The organism is Kitasatospora sp. NPDC001261 (genome assembly GCF_042896795.1).
In the GTDB taxonomy this organism is placed as follows: domain Bacteria; phylum Actinomycetota; class Actinomycetes; order Streptomycetales; family Streptomycetaceae; genus Kitasatospora.
The window spans coordinates 115,407-133,199 of sequence record NZ_JBIAXP010000017.1; the positions used below are offsets into that span (position 1 = coordinate 115,407).

13 protein-coding genes are annotated in these 17,793 nt (G+C 72.8%); 6 read left to right on the top strand and 7 right to left on the bottom strand.

Going from position 1 to position 17,793, the window contains the following annotated elements:
* Window positions 1–286: 286 nt before the first annotated feature.
* Both ACFY4B_RS23340 and ACFY4B_RS23345 read left to right on the top strand, forming a co-directional pair.
* On the top strand, window positions 287–4,771 hold the full coding sequence (locus tag ACFY4B_RS23340) for an FG-GAP-like repeat-containing protein (protein WP_387970563.1): 4,485 nt from the start codon (window positions 287–289) through the stop codon (window positions 4,769–4,771).
* 191 nt (window positions 4,772–4,962) lie between these two features.
* Complete coding sequence (locus ACFY4B_RS23345) at window positions 4,963–5,742, top strand: SDR family NAD(P)-dependent oxidoreductase (protein WP_117485803.1); 780 nt, start codon at window positions 4,963–4,965, stop codon at window positions 5,740–5,742.
* 40 nt (window positions 5,743–5,782) lie between these two features.
* On the opposite strand, the gene ACFY4B_RS23350 is transcribed toward ACFY4B_RS23345, so the two are convergent.
* The 3 genes from ACFY4B_RS23350 to ACFY4B_RS23360 all read right to left on the bottom strand — a co-directional run bounded on the left by ACFY4B_RS23350 (window position 5,783) and on the right by ACFY4B_RS23360 (window position 8,814).
* Window positions 5,783–6,325: a HEAT repeat domain-containing protein gene (locus ACFY4B_RS23350; protein ID WP_387970566.1), complete on the bottom strand. Its 543-nt coding sequence runs from the start codon at window positions 6,323–6,325 to the stop codon at window positions 5,783–5,785.
* 69 nt (window positions 6,326–6,394) lie between these two features.
* Complete coding sequence (locus tag ACFY4B_RS23355; RefSeq protein WP_387970569.1) at window positions 6,395–7,585, bottom strand: alpha/beta hydrolase family protein; 1,191 nt, start codon at window positions 7,583–7,585, stop codon at window positions 6,395–6,397.
* 263 nt (window positions 7,586–7,848) lie between these two features.
* Window positions 7,849–8,814, bottom strand: coding sequence for a LysR family transcriptional regulator (locus ACFY4B_RS23360; RefSeq protein WP_049649141.1), 966 nt, complete (start codon window positions 8,812–8,814; stop codon window positions 7,849–7,851).
* 69 nt (window positions 8,815–8,883) lie between these two features.
* On the opposite strand from ACFY4B_RS23360, the gene ACFY4B_RS23365 reads away from it, so the two are divergent.
* Window positions 8,884–9,840, top strand: a complete 957-nt coding sequence (locus ACFY4B_RS23365) for a DMT family transporter (protein WP_387970572.1) — start codon at window positions 8,884–8,886, stop codon at window positions 9,838–9,840.
* A gap of 84 nt (window positions 9,841–9,924) precedes the next feature.
* Here ACFY4B_RS23365 and ACFY4B_RS23370 read toward each other — a convergent pair whose 3' ends face one another.
* On the bottom strand, window positions 9,925–10,776 hold the full coding sequence (locus ACFY4B_RS23370; RefSeq protein WP_387970575.1) for a LysR family transcriptional regulator: 852 nt from the start codon (window positions 10,774–10,776) through the stop codon (window positions 9,925–9,927).
* An 81-nt stretch (window positions 10,777–10,857) separates the two neighbouring features.
* Here ACFY4B_RS23370 and ACFY4B_RS23375 point away from each other — a divergent pair, with 81 nt between their 5' ends.
* Window positions 10,858–11,397, top strand: a complete 540-nt coding sequence (locus ACFY4B_RS23375) for a cupin domain-containing protein (protein WP_387970578.1) — start codon at window positions 10,858–10,860, stop codon at window positions 11,395–11,397.
* 59 nt (window positions 11,398–11,456) lie between these two features.
* Window positions 11,457–11,819, top strand: a complete 363-nt coding sequence (locus ACFY4B_RS23380; RefSeq protein ID WP_387970581.1) for a DoxX family protein — start codon at window positions 11,457–11,459, stop codon at window positions 11,817–11,819.
* Window positions 11,820–11,846: 27 nt separating this feature from the next.
* Here ACFY4B_RS23380 and tgmC read toward each other — a convergent pair whose 3' ends face one another.
* The 3 genes from tgmC to tgmA are packed head-to-tail and all read right to left on the bottom strand — an operon-like array spanning window position 11,847 to window position 14,226.
* Window positions 11,847–12,989, bottom strand: a complete 1,143-nt coding sequence (gene tgmC, locus ACFY4B_RS23385) for an ATP-grasp peptide maturase system methyltransferase (protein ID WP_387970584.1) — start codon at window positions 12,987–12,989, stop codon at window positions 11,847–11,849.
* Window positions 12,986–13,954, bottom strand: coding sequence for an ATP-grasp ribosomal peptide maturase (tgmB, locus tag ACFY4B_RS23390; protein WP_387970587.1), 969 nt, complete (start codon window positions 13,952–13,954; stop codon window positions 12,986–12,988). The genes tgmC and tgmB overlap by 4 nt, the downstream gene beginning before the upstream one ends.
* On the bottom strand, window positions 13,951–14,226 hold the full coding sequence (tgmA, locus tag ACFY4B_RS23395) for a putative ATP-grasp-modified RiPP (protein ID WP_049649147.1): 276 nt from the start codon (window positions 14,224–14,226) through the stop codon (window positions 13,951–13,953). The genes tgmB and tgmA overlap by 4 nt, the downstream gene beginning before the upstream one ends.
* A 634-nt stretch (window positions 14,227–14,860) precedes the next feature.
* On the opposite strand from tgmA, the gene ACFY4B_RS23400 reads away from it, so the two are divergent.
* Window positions 14,861–17,674, top strand: a complete 2,814-nt coding sequence (locus ACFY4B_RS23400) for a hypothetical protein (RefSeq protein ID WP_387970590.1) — start codon at window positions 14,861–14,863, stop codon at window positions 17,672–17,674.
* Window positions 17,675–17,793: the final 119 nt, after the last annotated feature.

The window sequence follows — 17,793 nt, forward strand, 5'->3', positions numbered from 1 at the left end:
CCTCATGGCCTGACGGTCGGCCCGGAGCCCATGCATCAAGTGGACTTGAGTCCAGATTAGTATTGCAGTACACATTGATGCTCTGGCGTACCGATCGGGGGATCGGCCGATGAGCGTCCTCCTCCCGGCCGGGATCGCCTCAACCGGCAGTCCTGCCACGGCGGGGCCACTCCACACCTGAAACGGACCCATGGATCCACAACGTCCATCGATCAGACAGAACACCCGCGCCCGGAAGGTTGCCGGACAGCGCGACCGACGGCCCGATGACGCGGCGACCGCGGGTGTGACGCTCCCTCACGCCCGGGCGCTCCTGCGGACCGGTTCCTTCCTGCTGTCCCTCGTGCTGCTTCTGGCCGCCCTCATCCGCCCCGCCCACGGTGCGGCAGCCGAGCCGGAAGCCGGCTACAGGGATCGACTCGCGACGGTCATATCGAATCTGCGTCAGGGGCTGCACGGAACGCCCCACGACTACACGGTCACGGTCGGCGGGACGACCACGGAGGTCAGGAACGTCGAGCTGACGGGCACCGGCATCGCACTGCTCGACATCACTCCTCTCGGGCCCGAGGGCGTGGGAGGCGTCCAGCTGATCGTGAGGGAAGCCAACTCCTACGTCATCGGATTCCACATCGACAGCCGGTACTTCTATCTCCGCAAGGACGGCGGCGCCATCGAGACGGACGGCCCTGGAACCGGTTCCCAACGGGTCGACCTCGGCTATGAGGGCAGGTACCAGGACCTGAGGAAGCTCGAAGATCCGGACTACACCGTCGCGGAGTCCGACATCGAGAGAGCCGTGCAGGCGCTTGCCTTCGCGAAACCGGCGGGTGGCAAGGAACCATACGGCACTCTGCGGGGACCGCTGGGCGTCCTCGTCGTGGCAGTGGCTGAGTCGGCCAGGAACAGGGTGGTCGAGAAAGGCGTGCTGGACGCCCTCGCCGATCCATCCGGGAAGGGGCCCTTCCCCGTACGCGACTACAAGGACCTGATCCTCGAGTGGGGCAAGATGGGGAAGGCGATCGATGCCGGCGCCACCTACAGAGTGATGGGTCCGAACGGGAAGCAATTGGTGATGAACACCGACTTCCTGCGACGGATGCTGGCCATGAAGCGCCCATGCAAGGTCGCATCCCAGCTGTCCGTCCGCGCGGGCTCGGTGTGCTCGGACGATTCCGCCGCCATCGTGTCCATGGGCGACAGCTACATCTCCGGTGAGGGCGGACGCTGGGCCGGAAACGGGGACGCCACGGGCTCCGGATCCAGCCTCGGTACCGACCGCGCCGCGACGGACTGCAGCGAGGACGTCGCCGGGGCGGAGGCCTGCCGCTACGACCTGACGAAGGTCTACGGTGACACCTCCTACCAGGGCGGCAACGGGTGCGACCGCTCGGACACGGCCGAGATCAAGGGCGCCGACCTCTACGGCGTCCCGCCGGGGAACCGCTTCAACATCGCCTGCTCCGGTGCCGAGACGAAGCACGTCCGCGGCGAGGGATTCAAGGGCGAGGCGCCGCAGGTCCAGCAGCTGCGTGAGCTGGCGAAGCAGCAGGACGTCAAGGTGATCGCGCTGTCCGTCGGCGGGAACGACCTCGACTTCTCCGGGATCCTGACGCGTTGCGCCCGGCGGTTCATGCTCGGCCAGGGCGCCTGCCACGACGGTGAGGACGGTCCGCTGAAGAGCAAGTTGGCGGGTCTTCAGGGCAGTGTCGAGGGCACGGTCGACGACATCCGCGCCGCCATGCGGGACGCAGGGTACGAGGACGGCGACTACACCCTGGTCATCCAGTCCTACCCGAGCCCGTTCCCGCAGCCCCTGGGCATGCGCGAGACCGGCGACACCTACGACCGGTACACCAAGGCGGGCTTCCCCTTCTATGACGAGGACGCCGCCTGGACCAACCGCACCGTCACCCCGGCGATCTCCGACGCCCTCAAGAAGGCCGCGGTCGCGAAGAAGGCCGTCTTTCTCGACCCGCGGTCCGCCTTCGCGGGGCACGAGCTGAACTCCAAGGACGCCAGGACGGCCGGGGTGGAGAACTCCCCTCAGTCCCCGCTGGCCGCCGACGCCGCCGAGTGGGTGCGCTGGGTCGACCACCTGCCCGGCGTGCCGAGCACCCGCAAGCAGGGCGAGGCGCAGGAGTTCGTCCACCCGAACGCCTTCGGGCAGCAGGCCCTCTCGGAGTGCCTGAGCCAGACGGTGCGGCAGCACGACGCGCACCCGCAGTACGGCACGTTCGCCTGTGACGGACGGGCCGGGGCGGCACCGGGTGCGGTGACCGTCCGGCACACCGGTCTGGAGAGCCGGGACCCGTGGGACGTGCCGAAGCTGACGGTGATGCCGCTGGGCGACTCGATCACCCAGGGCGTGGGCAGCGCCAACGACAGCCTGGGCTACCGCAAGGAGCTGTGGCAGGCGCTGAAGGACCACACCGGCAGCCTGGACTTCGTCGGCTCCCTCAAGCACGGTGACGGAGGCTTCGACGGCGATCACGAGGGCCACTCGGGCTGGCGGATCGACGAGTTGACGGACAACGCGGGCTACCGCGAGGGGGACCTCGACACCTGGCTGCCGGCGGCGAAGCCGAACGTGATCACGTTGATGGCGGGCACCAACGACCTCAACCGCGGCGCCCCGACCACACCCCAGGACGCGCGCGACCGGATGGACACCCTGCTGGGGAAGATCCACGCCATGGCGCCGGACGCGACGGTGGTGCTCGGCTCGGTTCCCCCGACCGACCCCGCCACGCCGTGGGTGCGCTTCCAGCCCCTGTTCGACGCCTACAACAAGCTCCTGCCGCCGCTGGTGGACACCTGGCGGGGCAAGGGCATGAAGGTGCGCTTCGCGGACATGGGCGCCGTCACCGCGGGCGACATGAGGGGCGGCGACGGCCTGCACCCGACCCCGAGCGGCTACACGAAGATCGCCGACGCCTTCTACGAGGGTGTCGCCGCCGCGGCCGCCGACGGCTGGATCACCGAGAACGTCGCGGTCAAGCCCGCCCCGTACAGCGGGGGCGTCCTGGGCGACGGCCCGGTGGACATCGACGGTGACGGCAAGGCCGACTACCTGGTGGTCGGCGACGACGGCTCGGTCGAGGCATGGCTGAACCGGGGCACCGACGCCAAGGGCGGCGGAGGCTGGCAGAGCGTCGGAAGGATCGCCGCCGGGGTCGCGCCGGGCGGCAAGGTCCGCTTCGCCGACCTCGACGGCGACGGGAAGGCCGACTACCTCGTCCTGAACGACGACGGCTCGGTGCAGGCCTGGCTCAACCGGGGGACCGACATGCCCGGAGGCACCGGTGCCCCTGGCGGCGGCGGAGGGATGGACCCGTCGACCGGCTCCGGCGGGACCACGGGTACGGGCACGCCCGGTGGAGGCGGGGGCATGGACCCGTCCGGCGGATCGGGCGGGACCACCGGCACGCCCGCCGGAGGCGGCTGGCAGGCCATCGGCACGGTGGCGGCCGGCGTCGCCCCCGGCGGCAAGGTCCGCTTCGCGGACGTCAACGGCGACGGGAAGGCCGACTACCTCGTGGTCGAGGACGACGGTTCCGTCTCCGCCTGGCTCAACACCGACGGCCGGGGCGGCTGGAACGGCGTCGGGCGGATCGCGGCCGGAGTGGCCACCGGGGACAAGGTCCGCTTCGCCGACTTCGACGGCGACGGCAAGGCCGACTACCTGGTGGTCGGCGACGACGGCTCGGTGAACGTCTGGCTGAACAAGGGCACCGACATGCCCGGCGGAGGCGGCTGGAGCGCTCTCGGAAAGGTCGCCGCGGGCGTCGCGCCGGGCGGCAAGGTCCGCTTCGCGGACGTCGACGGCGACAAGCGGGCCGACTACGTCGTGGTCGGCGACAACGGTTCGCTGGACGCGTGGCTCAACAACGGAGGCGACACCGGCGAGCGCGGCTGGACCGAACTCGGCCAGGTCGCCACCGGTGTCGGTCTGCCGAGCAAGTACGTGTGGCTGGGCGACATCGACGGGGACAAGAAGGTCGACTACCTCGCCAGCAAGGGCGGTGGGGTTTTCGACCAGTGCATGCTGTTCAACCGGGGCGGTGACGGGCGCGGCGGCTGGGAGGAGCCGGTCCCGAAGGAGTCCTCCTGCGACCGAGGCCCCGATGAACTCCCGGACTCCACCTCGTACTTCACGGACTTCGACGGCGACGGCAAGGCCGACCACCTGGAGGTGATGCCGGACGGCCGGGTCATGTGCTGGGCGGGTACCGGGAAGGGAGGCTTCCGCAGCGGCGGCACGGTGGCCGCAGGTGTCGCCCCGGCCGCGAAGGTACGACTCGCCGACTTCGACGGTGACGGGAAGGCCGACTACCTCGTCCTGGAGGACGACGGCTCGGTGAGCGTCTGGCTGAACAAGGGTGGTGACGGGTACGGAGGCTGGGAGGCCATCGGCCGGGTCGCTGCCGGCGTCGCCCCGAGTGGGAAGGTGCGCTTCGCCGATGTCAACGGCGACCGACGCGCCGACTACCTGGTCGTGGAGGACGACGGCTCGGTCAAGGCGTGGATCAACAACGGCGGTGACGGGCACGGTGGTTGGCGGGAACTCGGGCAGATCGCCGCGGGCGTCGCCCCCCGCGACAACGTGCGGTTCGCCGACTTCGACGGCGACGGCAGGGACGACTACCTCGTCCTGGCGGACGACGGCGCGATGAGGGTCTGGCTCAACCACGGCGGCGACGCCCCGGGCTGGATCGAAGCCGGCCGGATCGCCGCCGGTGTGGCTCCGGCCAACCGGGTCCGGATCTGACCCCTCCGCCACGACGGCCTCGACGGCCCCGGCACGGTACCGCCCGTGCCGGGGCCGTTGTCGTGCCGCCGCCCGCCGGGTGGCATCAGCGCTCCGGCGCCGGGAATGTATGAGGGGTTGTCCGGCATCGGGCCGTGACGATCCGGAACCGGCCCCGGGATCGGCCGGGGCGGTACGAAGGAGTGGCGGCCATGGGCGAACCGGACGGCAGGACGGCACTGGTGACGGGCGGGTCGCGCGGGATCGGGCGGGCGGTCGCGCTGCGGCTCGCCGCCGACGGGGCGCTGGTCGCGGTGCACTACGGCGGCAACGAGGAGGCCGCCGCGGAGACCGTGGAGCTGATCGCCAAGTCCGGCGGCCGGGCGTTCGCGGTGCGGGCCCGGTTCGGTACCAGTGGTGCGCTGGACGAACTGTTCGAGGGCCTCACGGCCGGGCTGGCGGAGCACGGCGAGGACGGCCTGGACGTCCTGGTGAACAACGCGGGCATCCACCTGGCCGGTTCGATCGGACAGATCACCGAGGAGGAGTTCGACCGGGTGATGGCGATCAACGTCCGCACGCCGGTCTTCGTGATCCAGCGGGCCCTGCCGCTGCTCCGGGACGGCGGGCGGATCGTGAACGTGGCCTCGGCCGCTGCCCGGATCGGCTCGCCCCTCCAGATCGGCTACAGCGTCAGCAAGACGGCGCTGGTGGCCCTCGCCGCGCCCCTCGCCAACGAGCTCGGCCGGCGCGGGATCACCGTGAACACCGTCAACCCCGGCGTGATCCTCACCGACATGACCTCCGCGTGGACGAGCGCCCCGGAGGCGATGGCCGGACTGGAGTCCATCACCGCCCTGGGCCGGATCGGCCTGCCGGAGGACGTCGCGGACGTCGTGGGCTTCCTCGCCGGCCCGCAGGGCCGCTGGGTGACCGGCCAGGCCATCGATGCCTCCGGCGGCACCTACCTCGGCCCGATCCCACCGGCGTGACCGGGACCGGGCCCCCTTCGGGGACGTAAGGGCTGTCCCGTCACCTGGGCGGGTGAGGGGCGGTCCGTTCGTAGACGGCCCCTCCGGGGATGAACCATCCTGCCTTCTTCCGGACGGCCGGGCTCGGGTCCTGCGCGGAGGCCGTGCGCAAGGCGGCGACGGCTCGGGCATCGGTGTGGGCGAACTTGCCGACGAGCTCGGCGGCCATCGCCCTGGCCTGCGGGTCGGGGTCGGAGGCCAGGTGCCGCAGCGCTGGTTCGAGGACCCGGTCCGCGCCCGGTGCGCACGTGTCCCCCTTGCACCGGTCGCACGCCAGGGCGTGGAACGCGGCGATCCTGACCCGGGCGTCGGGATCGTCGGCCATGGTGATGAGCTCGCCCATGGACTCGGTATCGACCAGGTGGTCCAGAAGCCGGCAGCAGCCTTCCCGTACGGCTGCGCTCTCGTGGGACAGGCCGGCGCGGATGGCACCGAGCGCGCCCTCCGCGCGCCGCAGCAGCTCCCGGTAGGCCGCTACGGCACGTTGCGGGTCGCCCAGGCACGAGACGAGGGCTTCGTTGTCGGTCCTGACGAATCCGAGCATGGGCTCAGTGTCGAACCACGCGAGGCGGCCGGGCAAAGGGATTTCGCCTCGGCGGAGGGGCCGCCGGGCTCAGCGGAGGGGCTGCTGGAAGAGGACCTCCGGGTACGCCGCCGACGGGCGGTCGAGCAGCCGCTGGGGGATGCCCTTCAGCTGCAGGTCGAAGAAGGCGCCGACGTAGGACCGGGTGATCTTCTCGGCGCGCAGTGGGGCGAGCGTGGCCTCGGGGTCGGGCAGGCCCGCGCGGGCGCCGATGAGTGGTGCGTCGGTGAAGCTGCCGTGGTCGGAGCCGGTCACGGACAGCCAGCGCTTCCAGCCGTCCGTGCGGGCCCAGGCCTCGTTCCAGGTGGTGTCCCAGCCCGAGGGGTTGTGGACGGACTGGGTGCCGAGAAGCAGGAAGGGCCGTCCGCCCAGGCCGCCGGTGGGGAACGGGTCGAAGAACTTGCCGTCCATGTTGACGCCGGCGCGGATCCGCTGGTCGGCGGCCATCGTGCTGGCCGCGGAGTTGCCGCCGATGGAGTGCCCGGCCATGCCGATCCGATCCCGGTCGATCATGCGGGCGTGCGGCCAGGCGGGGCGGGGGCCGGTCAGCTGGTCGAGGACGAAGGAGATGTCCTTGGCCCGGCTCGGGGGGACGGCCGCGATCTTGTCGTCGTTCAGGTCCTGGCAGACGGCGCAGGTCAGGGTGCGTCCGTCCGGGAAGGTGGTGCCGGAGGTCTCGTAGGTGTGGTCGACGGCGGCGACGACGTACCCGCGGCTGGCCAGGTCCTCGGCGAGGCCGGTGAGGGTGCCGCGGGGGAGCGTGAACCCGGGGGAGAGGACGACGAGCGGGTACCTGCCCGGCGCCGGGCGCGCGTCGGTGCGGGCCCACGGGTGGAGGCCGGTGGCCGCCTCGGGCGGTATGGTGCCGCCCGGCACCTGGAAGTCCAGCAGCAGCCGGGCCTCCTCGGCGGTCAGGTACGGGGTCGCCGGACCGCCCGTCCCGGGACGGGCCGGGTAGTACATCGACACCATCAACTGCCGCGCCCCCGCGGCCGGCACCCACGGGTCCGGGCGGTCCCGGTCGACGAGGTGCAGCGTGCTGCGGCCGACGGCCTGCGACCCCGTCGGCCGGGGCAGGTCGAGCTCTGCGGCGGACACCTCCGCCGAGGCGGCGGCGGGAGCGGTGGCGGTGGCCGCGAGCGCCGAACTCGCCCCGGCGATCGGCAACGGCAGGACGAGGGCGAGCACGGCGGCCACGGCGGTGCGACGGAGTCTGGTCATGTGAGAAACGGTAGGTCGCGAACTCCGATCCGACCTCGCCGTGAAGACTGAGACACCGTCATCTCCGCGGTGTAGCAACGCATCACCTCCGCGGATGACAGGAGCCCGCGATTCCCGGCCGTACGGCGGACAACCGGGAAGCGGGCGTACTGCGCATGCCGTACCCCGGCAGCTGCGGGGAGGACACAGGCCGAGTGCTCGGGGCTTGACGCCGCCCGGAGGCGGCCGCGGCGCCGGTAGGACCAGCTGGCGCTTCTCGTCCGTCACGGTGGGGGGAGCGGCTCTCCTCGGGAGGAGCCGATGAGCGGGGCGTTGCGGACGGCGGTGTCCAGTCGTCTCATCCTGGCCGTGGCGAGTGCCGCCACCGCTTCTGCGGCGGGCGACAGTTCGGCGTTCGGCGGGTGCACCACGGCGAACGTCTCGTGGAGCGGGGGCGACAGCGGGGCCCAGTGCAGCCCCGGCGGCACGCGCTCGGCCAGCCCGTGCAGCACGCCGCGCCAGGTGACCGTGTCGGCCAGGCCGGTCGCCGCGATCTCCAGCGCCGTCTCCGTCTCCTCCACTTCGATCCTCGGGTGCAGCGAGCCGCCCACCGCCTGCACGCCGGCCAGCAGGTGCCGGCGGGTGGAGTCCTCCTGGCGCCAGCTCACATCGGGCAGGACCAGCTGCGCCGCGGCGAGTTGCGCCGGTGTGACGGGGGCGGAGGCCCGCGCCGCATCGGCGCTGACGTAGACCAGTTCGTCCCGCATCACCCGGCGGGCCGTCACGTCCGCACCGCCGAAGGGCAGGGCGACCACGGCGACTTCCAGCGCGCCGCGGCGGAGCTGTTCCAGCACCGGGACGGAGTGGGGCCCGACGAGTTCGACCCGTAGTCCGGGGTGCCGTGTCAGGACATCGGCCACCAGATGACTGCCGAGGTAGTGGCGCGCGGTGCGGAACACGCCGAGGCGGACGGTTCCGGTCAGCACCTGGCGGACCGAGGCGACCGCCCGGCCGGCCGCGTCGACCGCGGCCAGTGCGGCGGTGGCGTGGGGCTGGAGTGCTCGGGCGGCCTCGGTGGGGACCAGGCCCCGGCCCACCCGGCGGAACAGTCTGGTGTCGAGGTGCTTCTCCAGCAGACGCACCTGTTCGGAGATCGACGGCTGTGCGTAGCCCAGCGCGGCCGCGGCGGCCGTGAACGAGCCGTGCTCCAGCGTGGCCTGGAAGCAGCGCAGCTGCTGGAGCGTGATCAAGGAATCTCCTGTGGATACGACAGGAAAGCAAGGCTACCTCGATGGATCCGGCGGATTTAGCTTCTGGGTGTGACTACTCGACCCCCGTCCCGTGTCGCGGCCCGCGGGGCCGTTCTCTGCCTGGTGTCGGCGAGCGGATTCGGCCTCGCTCCGGTGTTCGCCAAGCAGGCCTTCGCCACCGGTACCGGCGTCACCACCGTGCTCACCGCCCGCTTCGCGCTGGCCGCCGCCGTCTTCTGGGCCGTGGTGGTCTGCCGCCGCCCGCGCCGCCCGCCGCACCCGCGCCGCCCACACGGGCGGATGCTCTCGGCGGGCCTGGCCCTGGGGGCCGTGGGGTACGCCGTCCAGTCGGCGGCGTACTTCGGCGCGGTCGCCAGGATCGACGCCTCGCTGGCCGCGCTGCTGCTCTACGCCTACCCCGCCGTGGTGACGCTGCTCGCCCTCGTCCTGCGCCGGGAGTCTCCCGACCGCTACCGGCTGGCCGCACTGGCCTGCTCCGCGCTCGGGGTGCTCTGCGTGCTCGGTCCGGGCGGCGCGGGGCCGGGCGCCGACACCGCGGGTGTGCTGCTGGCGCTGGGGGCCGCCGTCACCTACGCCCTGTACCTGACGGCCGCCGACCGTCTGGTGAAGAGCCTCGATCCGCCGCTGCTGTCCGCACTGGTGTGCACCGGGGCCTGCGCCGGCCTGGCTGTCTTCGGCACGGCGACCGGTGGACTGCGGCTGCCGTCCGAACCGGCGTGGACGTGGATCGCGTTGCTGGCCCTGTGCTCCACCGTCGTCCCGGTGCTGTGCCTGTTCGCCGGGACACAGGCGGTGGGAGCCCCGACCGCCGCGATCCTGTCCTGTACCGAGGTCCTGGTGACCGTCGCCGCCGGCGCCCTCTGCTACGGCGACCGTCTCACCGTCGGACGGGTTTCGGGCGCCGTGGTGGTGCTCGCCTCGGTCGCGATCGTCGAACGCGGCCGACGCCGCCGGGAACGGCCGCGGGCGGAGACCTCTCCCGTCCCGGTTCCGGCGGACGGCTGAAGCCGGCCACAAATGCCCTCGTGCGGCGGCTCGTTCGCGAGCACCGGTCGCACCGGTCGCACCGGTCGGGCCGGTTGCCGGTGCTCAGCGGCGGTACGCGGCCGTCGCGAGCTCGACGAAGGACCGGATCAACGGGTTGGTGTCGCCCCCGTTCCACGCCGCCACCACGCGGCTCGGCGCCATGTCGGTCAGTGGTACCACGGCCAGCTCCGCGGGCAGGTCGTGTCCGAGCGGGGCCAGGCCGACGCTGCCGTTCCACAGGACGGCCTGCTGGCACTCCTGGACGGTGCGCACCACGGCGCCCTCGCGCGGCCTGCCGCCGTTCCAGTACGACTGCCAGACGGGGTCGGTGCCCTGGGGGAACTGGAACCAGCGGCGGTCGTCCAGTTCGGCGAGCCGGAGTCGGCTGCGGCCGGCCAGCGGATCGTCGGCGCGCAGGACCACGCCGACCGGGTCGCTTCGCAGCGTGCGTACCGTCAGGGCGGTCTCGTCGAACGGTGCCCGGGTGAGGGCGACGTCGACGAGTGCGGCGCGCAGCCCGCAGGTGGGGTCGGTCAGATCGGTGTCGCGGATGCGGATGTCGATGCCGGGGTGGCGTCGTCGGTAGGCGGCCGCCAGCCTGGTCACGCCGGGGTCGGTGAGGTTGCCGAGGATGCCGACGGTGATGGTCGCGGCGCCGGCTGCCGAGCTCACCCGGGCACGGACGCGGTCGGCGTGGTCGAGCAGGGCCCGCGCCTCGTCGAGCAGCACCGTGCCCACCGGGGTGAGCGAGACGCCGGCGGGCGAGCGGTCGAACAGCAGGGCCCCCACCTCGGCCTCCAGCTGCTTGATCGCCCGGCTGAGCGGCGGCTGGGTCATGTGCAGTCGGGTGGCGGCCCGGCCGAAGTGGAGTTCCTCGGCGACCGCCACGAAATACCGCAAGGTACGAAGCTCCACGCTGGAACGATACCCGCCGGGTATCGATACCGCAGGACGGGTCTTGGACACCGGTGAGGCCCCGGCGGTGCACTGGTGGACATGAGCGAAGAGACCACGCCCGAAGAAACCACGCCCGAAGAAGCCAGGACCGAGGAGACACGGAGCAACGGACCGCAGGCCGGCCCCGCCCTCTCGGTGGTGGGCCCCGGCGGCGGCGAGACGATCGTCCTGGGCACCACGCGCATGCGCGTCCTGGAGGACGGCAGCCACACCGGGCACCGCCTCGCGATCGCCGAGTCCGTCCTCGCCCCGCACACCCAGGGACCGCCGCAGCACCGCCACGCCCGGCACGACGAGGGCTTCTACATCCTCTCCGGCACCGTGCGGTTCACCGTCGGGGACGAGGACCACGACGCCACCGCGGGGACGCTCGTGATGGTCCCGCCCGGTACCCCGCACACCTTCGCCAACCCGACCGACCAACCCGCCACCATGCTCAGCACGTTCACCCCCGACCTCTACGTGCAGTACTTCCGGGACCTCCAGCAGGTGCTCGCCGACGGCCGGCCGCTGACGCCGCAGGCCAATGCCGAGGCGATGAGCCGCTACGCGACCGAGCCCGCCACCGACCTCGCCTGAAGCAGTCGACCGGTCCCCGTAGACCGGTGACACGTGAACAGGAACACCGAACGGAAACCATGAACACCGCCTACTGGCTCCTCGCGGGCCCGCTCGCTCTCTTCTACGCCTACGCGGGCACCCTGAAGGTGACCCGCAGCCCCGATCAGCTCCGACCGATGATGGCCTGGGTCGACCGCGTACCCCTGCCCGCCCTCAGGGCATTGGGGACGGTCGAAGTGCTCGGCGCGATCGGCCTGGTCCTGCCGCCGCTGACGGGCGTCGCGCCCTCGCTGGCACTGGCCGCGGCCGTCGGCCTCGTGCTGCTCCAGGCCGGCGCGGTCGCCGTCCACCTGACCGGCGGCGACCGCCGGATCGCGCTCAACCTCGGGCTCGTCACCACCGCGGCCGTGACCGTCTGGCTGGCCGCCGGACTCTGGTAGGGCACTGCCCTCCACCAGTGCAACCGCTCAGATCGGCAGGTTCCAGCCCGGGCCGTCCTCCGTACCGATCCACACCCGTTGTCCGGCTGCCGAGACGGTGATCCCGAAGCCTTCCTGGTGCGGCTCGCCGGCCCGCTGCCAGAGCTGGACGGCCTCTTCGACGCGGTCCCACAGCCGCAGCGGGCCCCGTTGGGTGACGGTCCATCCCCCGTCGGGGCGGGGCGCGGTGCGGGCCTGGGAGCCGGTGGCGACGTCGGAGAGGATCTGGGTCGCGCCGTTGCCCATGCGTTCGGCGGAGGGGGCGGCGAGCTGGGCGACCCAGCTGCCGGTCCAGGTGTCGACGACGGCCGGGTCGATCAGGCTGGGCCGTTCGTCGCCGGGCAGCATGGCGAGGGTCGAGCGGGGCGGGCGGTCGTGCGGGCGGGCGATCATGAAGCTGGTGTAGCCGGGCAGGAACCGGCCGGTGGCTTCGCCGGGGCCGGTCACGGTGAGCTCGGCCAGGCCGGAGGCGTAGCTCCAGCCGGACAGGGTGACCAGGATGCGGCCGCCCGGCTTCACCTGGTGCAGCCAGGGCATCGGCAGGTAGCGGACCGAGCAGGTGGCGATCAGCCGGTCATAGGCGCCGCCGCCGGGGTCCCCGCGCAGTCCGTCGCCGACGAGGAGGCGGGGCTGGTAGCCAGCGGCCCGGAGTGCGGTGGCGGCGCGTTCGGCGACCCGCGGGTCGTACTCGATGCTGGTGAGGTTTCCGTCCCCGAGCCGGTGGGCGCCGAGGGCGGTCGAGTAGCCGGTGCCGGTGCCGATTTCGAGGACGCGGTGTCCGGTGTCCGTGCCGAGCCGCTGCCACATCCCGAGGACGAGGGACGGCAGGGTGGAGGAGGACGACGGGGCCCCGACCACGGGTTGTCCGTCCGCCTCGTCCGCGCCGGTGTGGCCGTCGAGTTGGGTGATGAGCGTCCGGTCGGTGTAGATCCCCTCGAGCCAGCCGGGGTCGCCCTGCCGGACCGGCCGGTAGGCGGTCGGGTCGCTGCCCTCGACCGGGAGGAAGTACGCCCCGGCGAAGGCTTCGCGGGGGACCGCTTCGGCCGCCTTGATCCATGCCGGGTCGGACAGCGCGCCGTTCTCGGCGAGGTCGGCCGTCAGGGCGGCGCGCAGCTCTTCGGACGTGCTCATGCGTCGGGGCCTCTCTGCAGCTCGTCAGCGAGTGCGTGTGCGATGCGGTCGGTGGTCTCGGGCGGTTGCCAGGCCCACTGGCCGTTGGGGTTGCATTCGAGGAACGACCAGGTGCCGTCCGGCGTGACGGCGAAGTCGAACGCGCCGAACACCAGCCGGAAGTGGCCGAGGTAGTCGGCCACGGACCGCGCGACCGGTTCGGGCACGGCGATCGGCGTGCAGGTCATCAGGTCCTGCCGGTGGCGCCAGTCGAGGTCCGGGCTGTCGATCCGCACGCCGAACAGCCGGTCGCCGACGGCGGTCACCCTGACGTCGTACGCCTTGGGGACCCGGGCCTGGAACAGGTGCGGGCAGGCCCGGACCGCGTCCGTGATCTCCTGCGCCCGGACGTCCCGCACCCACACGGCCCGCGGTTCGCCGTCGACGGAGTACGGGGTGTTCCACACGGGCTTGTAGACCGCTCCGGCCCGCTGGAGGGCCACGAAGTCCCGTGCCTCCTGCGGGTCGTTGGTGATGAGGGTGTCCGGGACGGCGAATCCGGAGCGCTGCGCGGCGGCGAGTTGTGCGGGTTTGTGTTCGGCGGCGCGGTTCGCCCACGGGTGGTTGACGTAGTGCGCCCCGGGGAGGGAGGCGAGGATGCCGCCCGCGCCCCACACGGACTGCGAGGCCGCGAAGCGGCGTTCCGGGCCGTCGAGGTCGGCCGGCCCCTCGTAGGGCGAGGCCCGGCGCACCCACACGGCCCCCACCTCGGTGAGGTCGAGCTCCCGGCTGGGGGTGCGCAGGGTGCCCCGCCGTCCGTCCGTACGGAACGAGGCGGTCAGCGAGGCGCCCGTGTGCAGGTCGGTGCCGGGGTCGAGACGGACCACGGGGGAGCGGCGGTGCGCGAGGACGCGCAGGACCACGTCCGCGGTGACGTCGTAGGGGTTGGTCAGCACCAGCACCGGCTGACGGTGTCTCGGCGTCAACTGCCGCTCTGGTCCTGGTCGTAGGACTCGGTGCTGTCGGCGTCGGTCGCACCGCCCGGCGCGGCCCCGTCGCCGGGGCGGGTGCTGGTCGGGGTGAGTCCACTGGTGCTGGTGCCGTGGGAACCCAGTTCCACCGTGCGGCCGTCCTCGTCCACGACGACCGCGATCTGCGTCTCGGGGTCGATCACGGGCGTGAGCGCCGGGAGCGTGGCAGTGGTGGCCGCGTACGGCGTCATCCTGCCGATGCCCCACGGTACGGGCGTCTGCGTCATGCATCCTCCTCGTATCGATGGTGCCGGTTCACTGGCGACCACTTTGCTGGTGCACGAAGGTGCTTTCAAGCCCGTTCCGGCGGACGGAATATGCCAGGTTGCGGGGGCGATCTCCCGGGCCCCGCCCCGACGGCCACGGGGCGTGGGCCGTCGGCGTCGCCGGCCCGTGGCCCGTCTGCGAGCGCTGCACCGGGGACCGGTCACGGCCGCCGTCGGGCGGGTGGCCGTCGGGGCGGCGCTCCTGGCGGGCGTGGCTGTGCGGTTCCGTCCGGGGCAACGGTTGGGGCGGCTTCGCAGGTTCACCGTTTCGAGTAGAGAATTCCGGAAAGAGAAGTTGCCTGGTCAAGGGCGTGCGGTGAAGCCGGAGTTGTGAAGTGCGCATGGCATTTCGACGACTTGCCGCCAGCCCGGATCCCGCCAATGCAAGGAATTCGCTCAGTGCTTAGTTGATTCGTGCGAATCCCTTCCGTTCCTCGATCGAATCTGACAGCATCGTCCGCTATCCGGCGACCGATTGCCGGTGATCAGTGCGCCGCACGCGACCGCGATCGCGGCCGCCCCTGCTGCTGTCGGCCTTCCTCATCGGACGCCGCCGTCGAGACGTGGCCGCCCGCCCGCGCCACGTGGAGGAGATGTGACCACCCAGGCCGGCACCCGCGTGCCCACCCCCGACACCGCCCGGCGCCCCGCGCGCTGGGTCCGCACCAGGCTGCGGGCGAACCCGCTGGCCGCGCTGCTCATGGCGGCCCTCGCGTTCGTCACCGTCTTCCTGGCGGCGGCCTTCCCCCTCGTCATGGACCGGGGCGCGGACACGGCGCTCCAGTCCTTCGTCAGCGAGAAGGGCGTCAACCCGACCAGCCTGCGGACCACCTCCAAGACGCGGGAGGACGACAGCATCGCCGAACTCGACCGGGTGCAGCGCCAGCTCGTCGAGCAGGTCGACGGGCGGCTGACGCTGTCCCCGTCGGGTCAGGCCTACGGCGCCCGCGCCCTGGCCGACCGCTACATGACCAACCCGGGGTACGCCCACCTCTCGGACAAGGAGCCGTACCCGGCCCTCAGCCTGCTCTACCTGCACGACCTGGCCGCCCGGGCCACCCTCACCGAGGGCACCTGGCCGACCCCCGGCGCCGTCGGCGATCCGCTGCCGATCGTGGTCAGCAAGAAGGCCGCCGAGACCATCCGCATCAAGCTCGGTGACGTCATCGACAACGGCGACGAGGGCGCGGGCGTCCGGCGGACCACCGTGGTGGTCGGCCTCTACGAGGTCAACGACCCCCAGGACCCCTTCTGGGACGACCTCGGCTGCCCGGCCCGCGCCTGCCTGAACACCGACGCCGAGCACGAGCACTGGACGACCAGCGGGTTCGTCGACGGCGGCAGCCTGTCCGCGTTGGTCCACTGGGGTTCGAACGCCGAGAACTTCTGGCGGCTGCCCGTCGACCCCGCCTCGCTGCACGCCGACCAGCTCGACCGTACCCGCGGCGTCATCACCTCCTTCCTGACCGGGCACGACGCCACCGTTCTCCACGACGCGATCGGGCGCCCCGACCTGCACACCGTCTCCGGCCTGCGCGACGTCCTCACCAGGGCGGACGAGCGCTACCGGGCCTCGCTGCCGCTCAGTGTGATCGGACCGGTCGGCGTCGCGGGCGTCGCCACCGTGGTGCTGTTCCTGGCCGCCGCGCTCACCACCGACCGGCGCGCCGCCGAGATCCGGCTGCTCCGGGCCCGCGGCGGATCCGTCGCCGGGGTGCTGCGGCGGTTGATCGGCGAGGGGGCGGTCACCGTCCTGCCCGCCGCCGTGCTCGCCACGACGCTCGCCCTGGTGCTGCTGCCCACCCCCCGGTGGGACCGCGCGGTGCTGGCGGCCCTGGTCGCGACCCTGATCGCCCTGCTGGGCTTCCCGGTCCGCGCGGCCCTGCTCTGGGTACGCCGGCGGCCGGTCAGCGGCCGACGCCGACTGGTCGGCGAACTCGCCGTCCTGGCGGTCACCGCCGCGGCGGTCGCGGAGGTCCGGCGCCGGGGCGTCGGCCACCCCGGGGCCGGAGTGGACCCGCTGCTGGTCGCCGCGCCGCTGCTGCTCGCCGTCACCGGCGGACTGCTGCTGGCCAGGCTCGAGCCGGTGGTGGTCGGCCGGCTGGCCGCCCTCGTCGGCCGGGGCCGCGGCCTGATCGGCTTCCTCGGCCTCTCCCGGGCCGCCCGCGACGCCTCGGGCCGCCGCAGGCCCTCCGTGCTGCCGCTGCTCGCCCTGCTGATCGCCGTCACCACGACCGGCTTCGGCGCCACCGTGCTCGACACCGTCTCCGACGTGCGGACCCGCGCCGCGCGCATCACCACGGGCGGGGACATCGGCGTCTCCCTCCCGGACTACGCCACCCTGACCGAGCCGTTCACCAAGGCCGCGGCCGCCCTGCCGGGCGTCCGGACCTCGACCGGGGTCTGGATGGAGACCAAGGCCCGCGTCTTCGGCGGCGACCAGGACTACACCGAGGCCAACCTGGTGGTGGTGACCGATCCGACGGCGTACGCCGAGATCGCCCGGGCCCTCGGGGTCGGCGAGTTCGACCCGGCGAAGCTGGCCGGGACGCCAGGCGGCCGGGACACCCCGGTGCCCGCCCTGGTCAGCCGCGACCTGGCCCAGCACCTGGCCGCGGGGCCGTCCCGGGTGCGCACCCTCAACGGCAACGACCTGCGCCTCACCGTCGCCGACACCGTCGGTGCCACCCCCGCGCTGCCGGACCCGGGCAAGCCGTTCGTCGTCGTCCCCGCCGGCCCCACCTGGGAACGACTGCCGGACGCCAAGCGGGTGAACCAGTGGTTCGCCGTCGGCGACATCGACCCCGACCAGGTCAGGACGGCCCTGCGGGACAACGGCGGAGCCAGGCCCGTCGGTCTGGCCAAGCTCATCGCGGACGGCTCCACGGCCACCGGCAAGGACACCCACGGCCTGCCCGCCGGGTACACGGTGCACAGCAGCCGGGAGACCGCCGCCGCGCTCGGCGCCGACCCGCTGCAGCACGCCGCCGAGCGGCTGTTCTGGTACGCGGCCGCCGCCGGAGCCGGATTCGCCCTGCTCGCCGTCCTGCTGACGCTCTTCCGGGCCGCCCCCGACCGCACGGCCGTGCTCGCCCGGCTGCGCACCATGGGCCTGCGGCCCCGGGACGGGCTGGCGCTGATCATGACCGAGGCGCTGCCGCAGACCCTGGCGGCGGCCGTCGGCGGCGGCCTGGTCGCGCTGGCGGCGGTCGCCCTGCTGGGCGGCGCCTTCGACATCTCGACGCTGGTCGGCGCCAAGGTCGGGGACGTCATCACGCCCGTGCTGCTGCCGGTGCTGCTGCCCACCGCGGGCCTGGCCCTGCTGGTCGGCCTCGGGGTGGTGCTGGAGACGCTGGTCGCCGGCCGGCGCCAGATCGCCACCGAGCTGCGGGCGGGGGAGCAGGCCTGACGGCGGGACCGGCGCCGGGTAGCCCCGTCGTCGGCCCGTCACCAGGATCGGTCGGCCCGTCACCCGGATCACTCGAAGAGGCGATTTCGGCGCGGTGACGCCACGGGGGCCGCGGACCG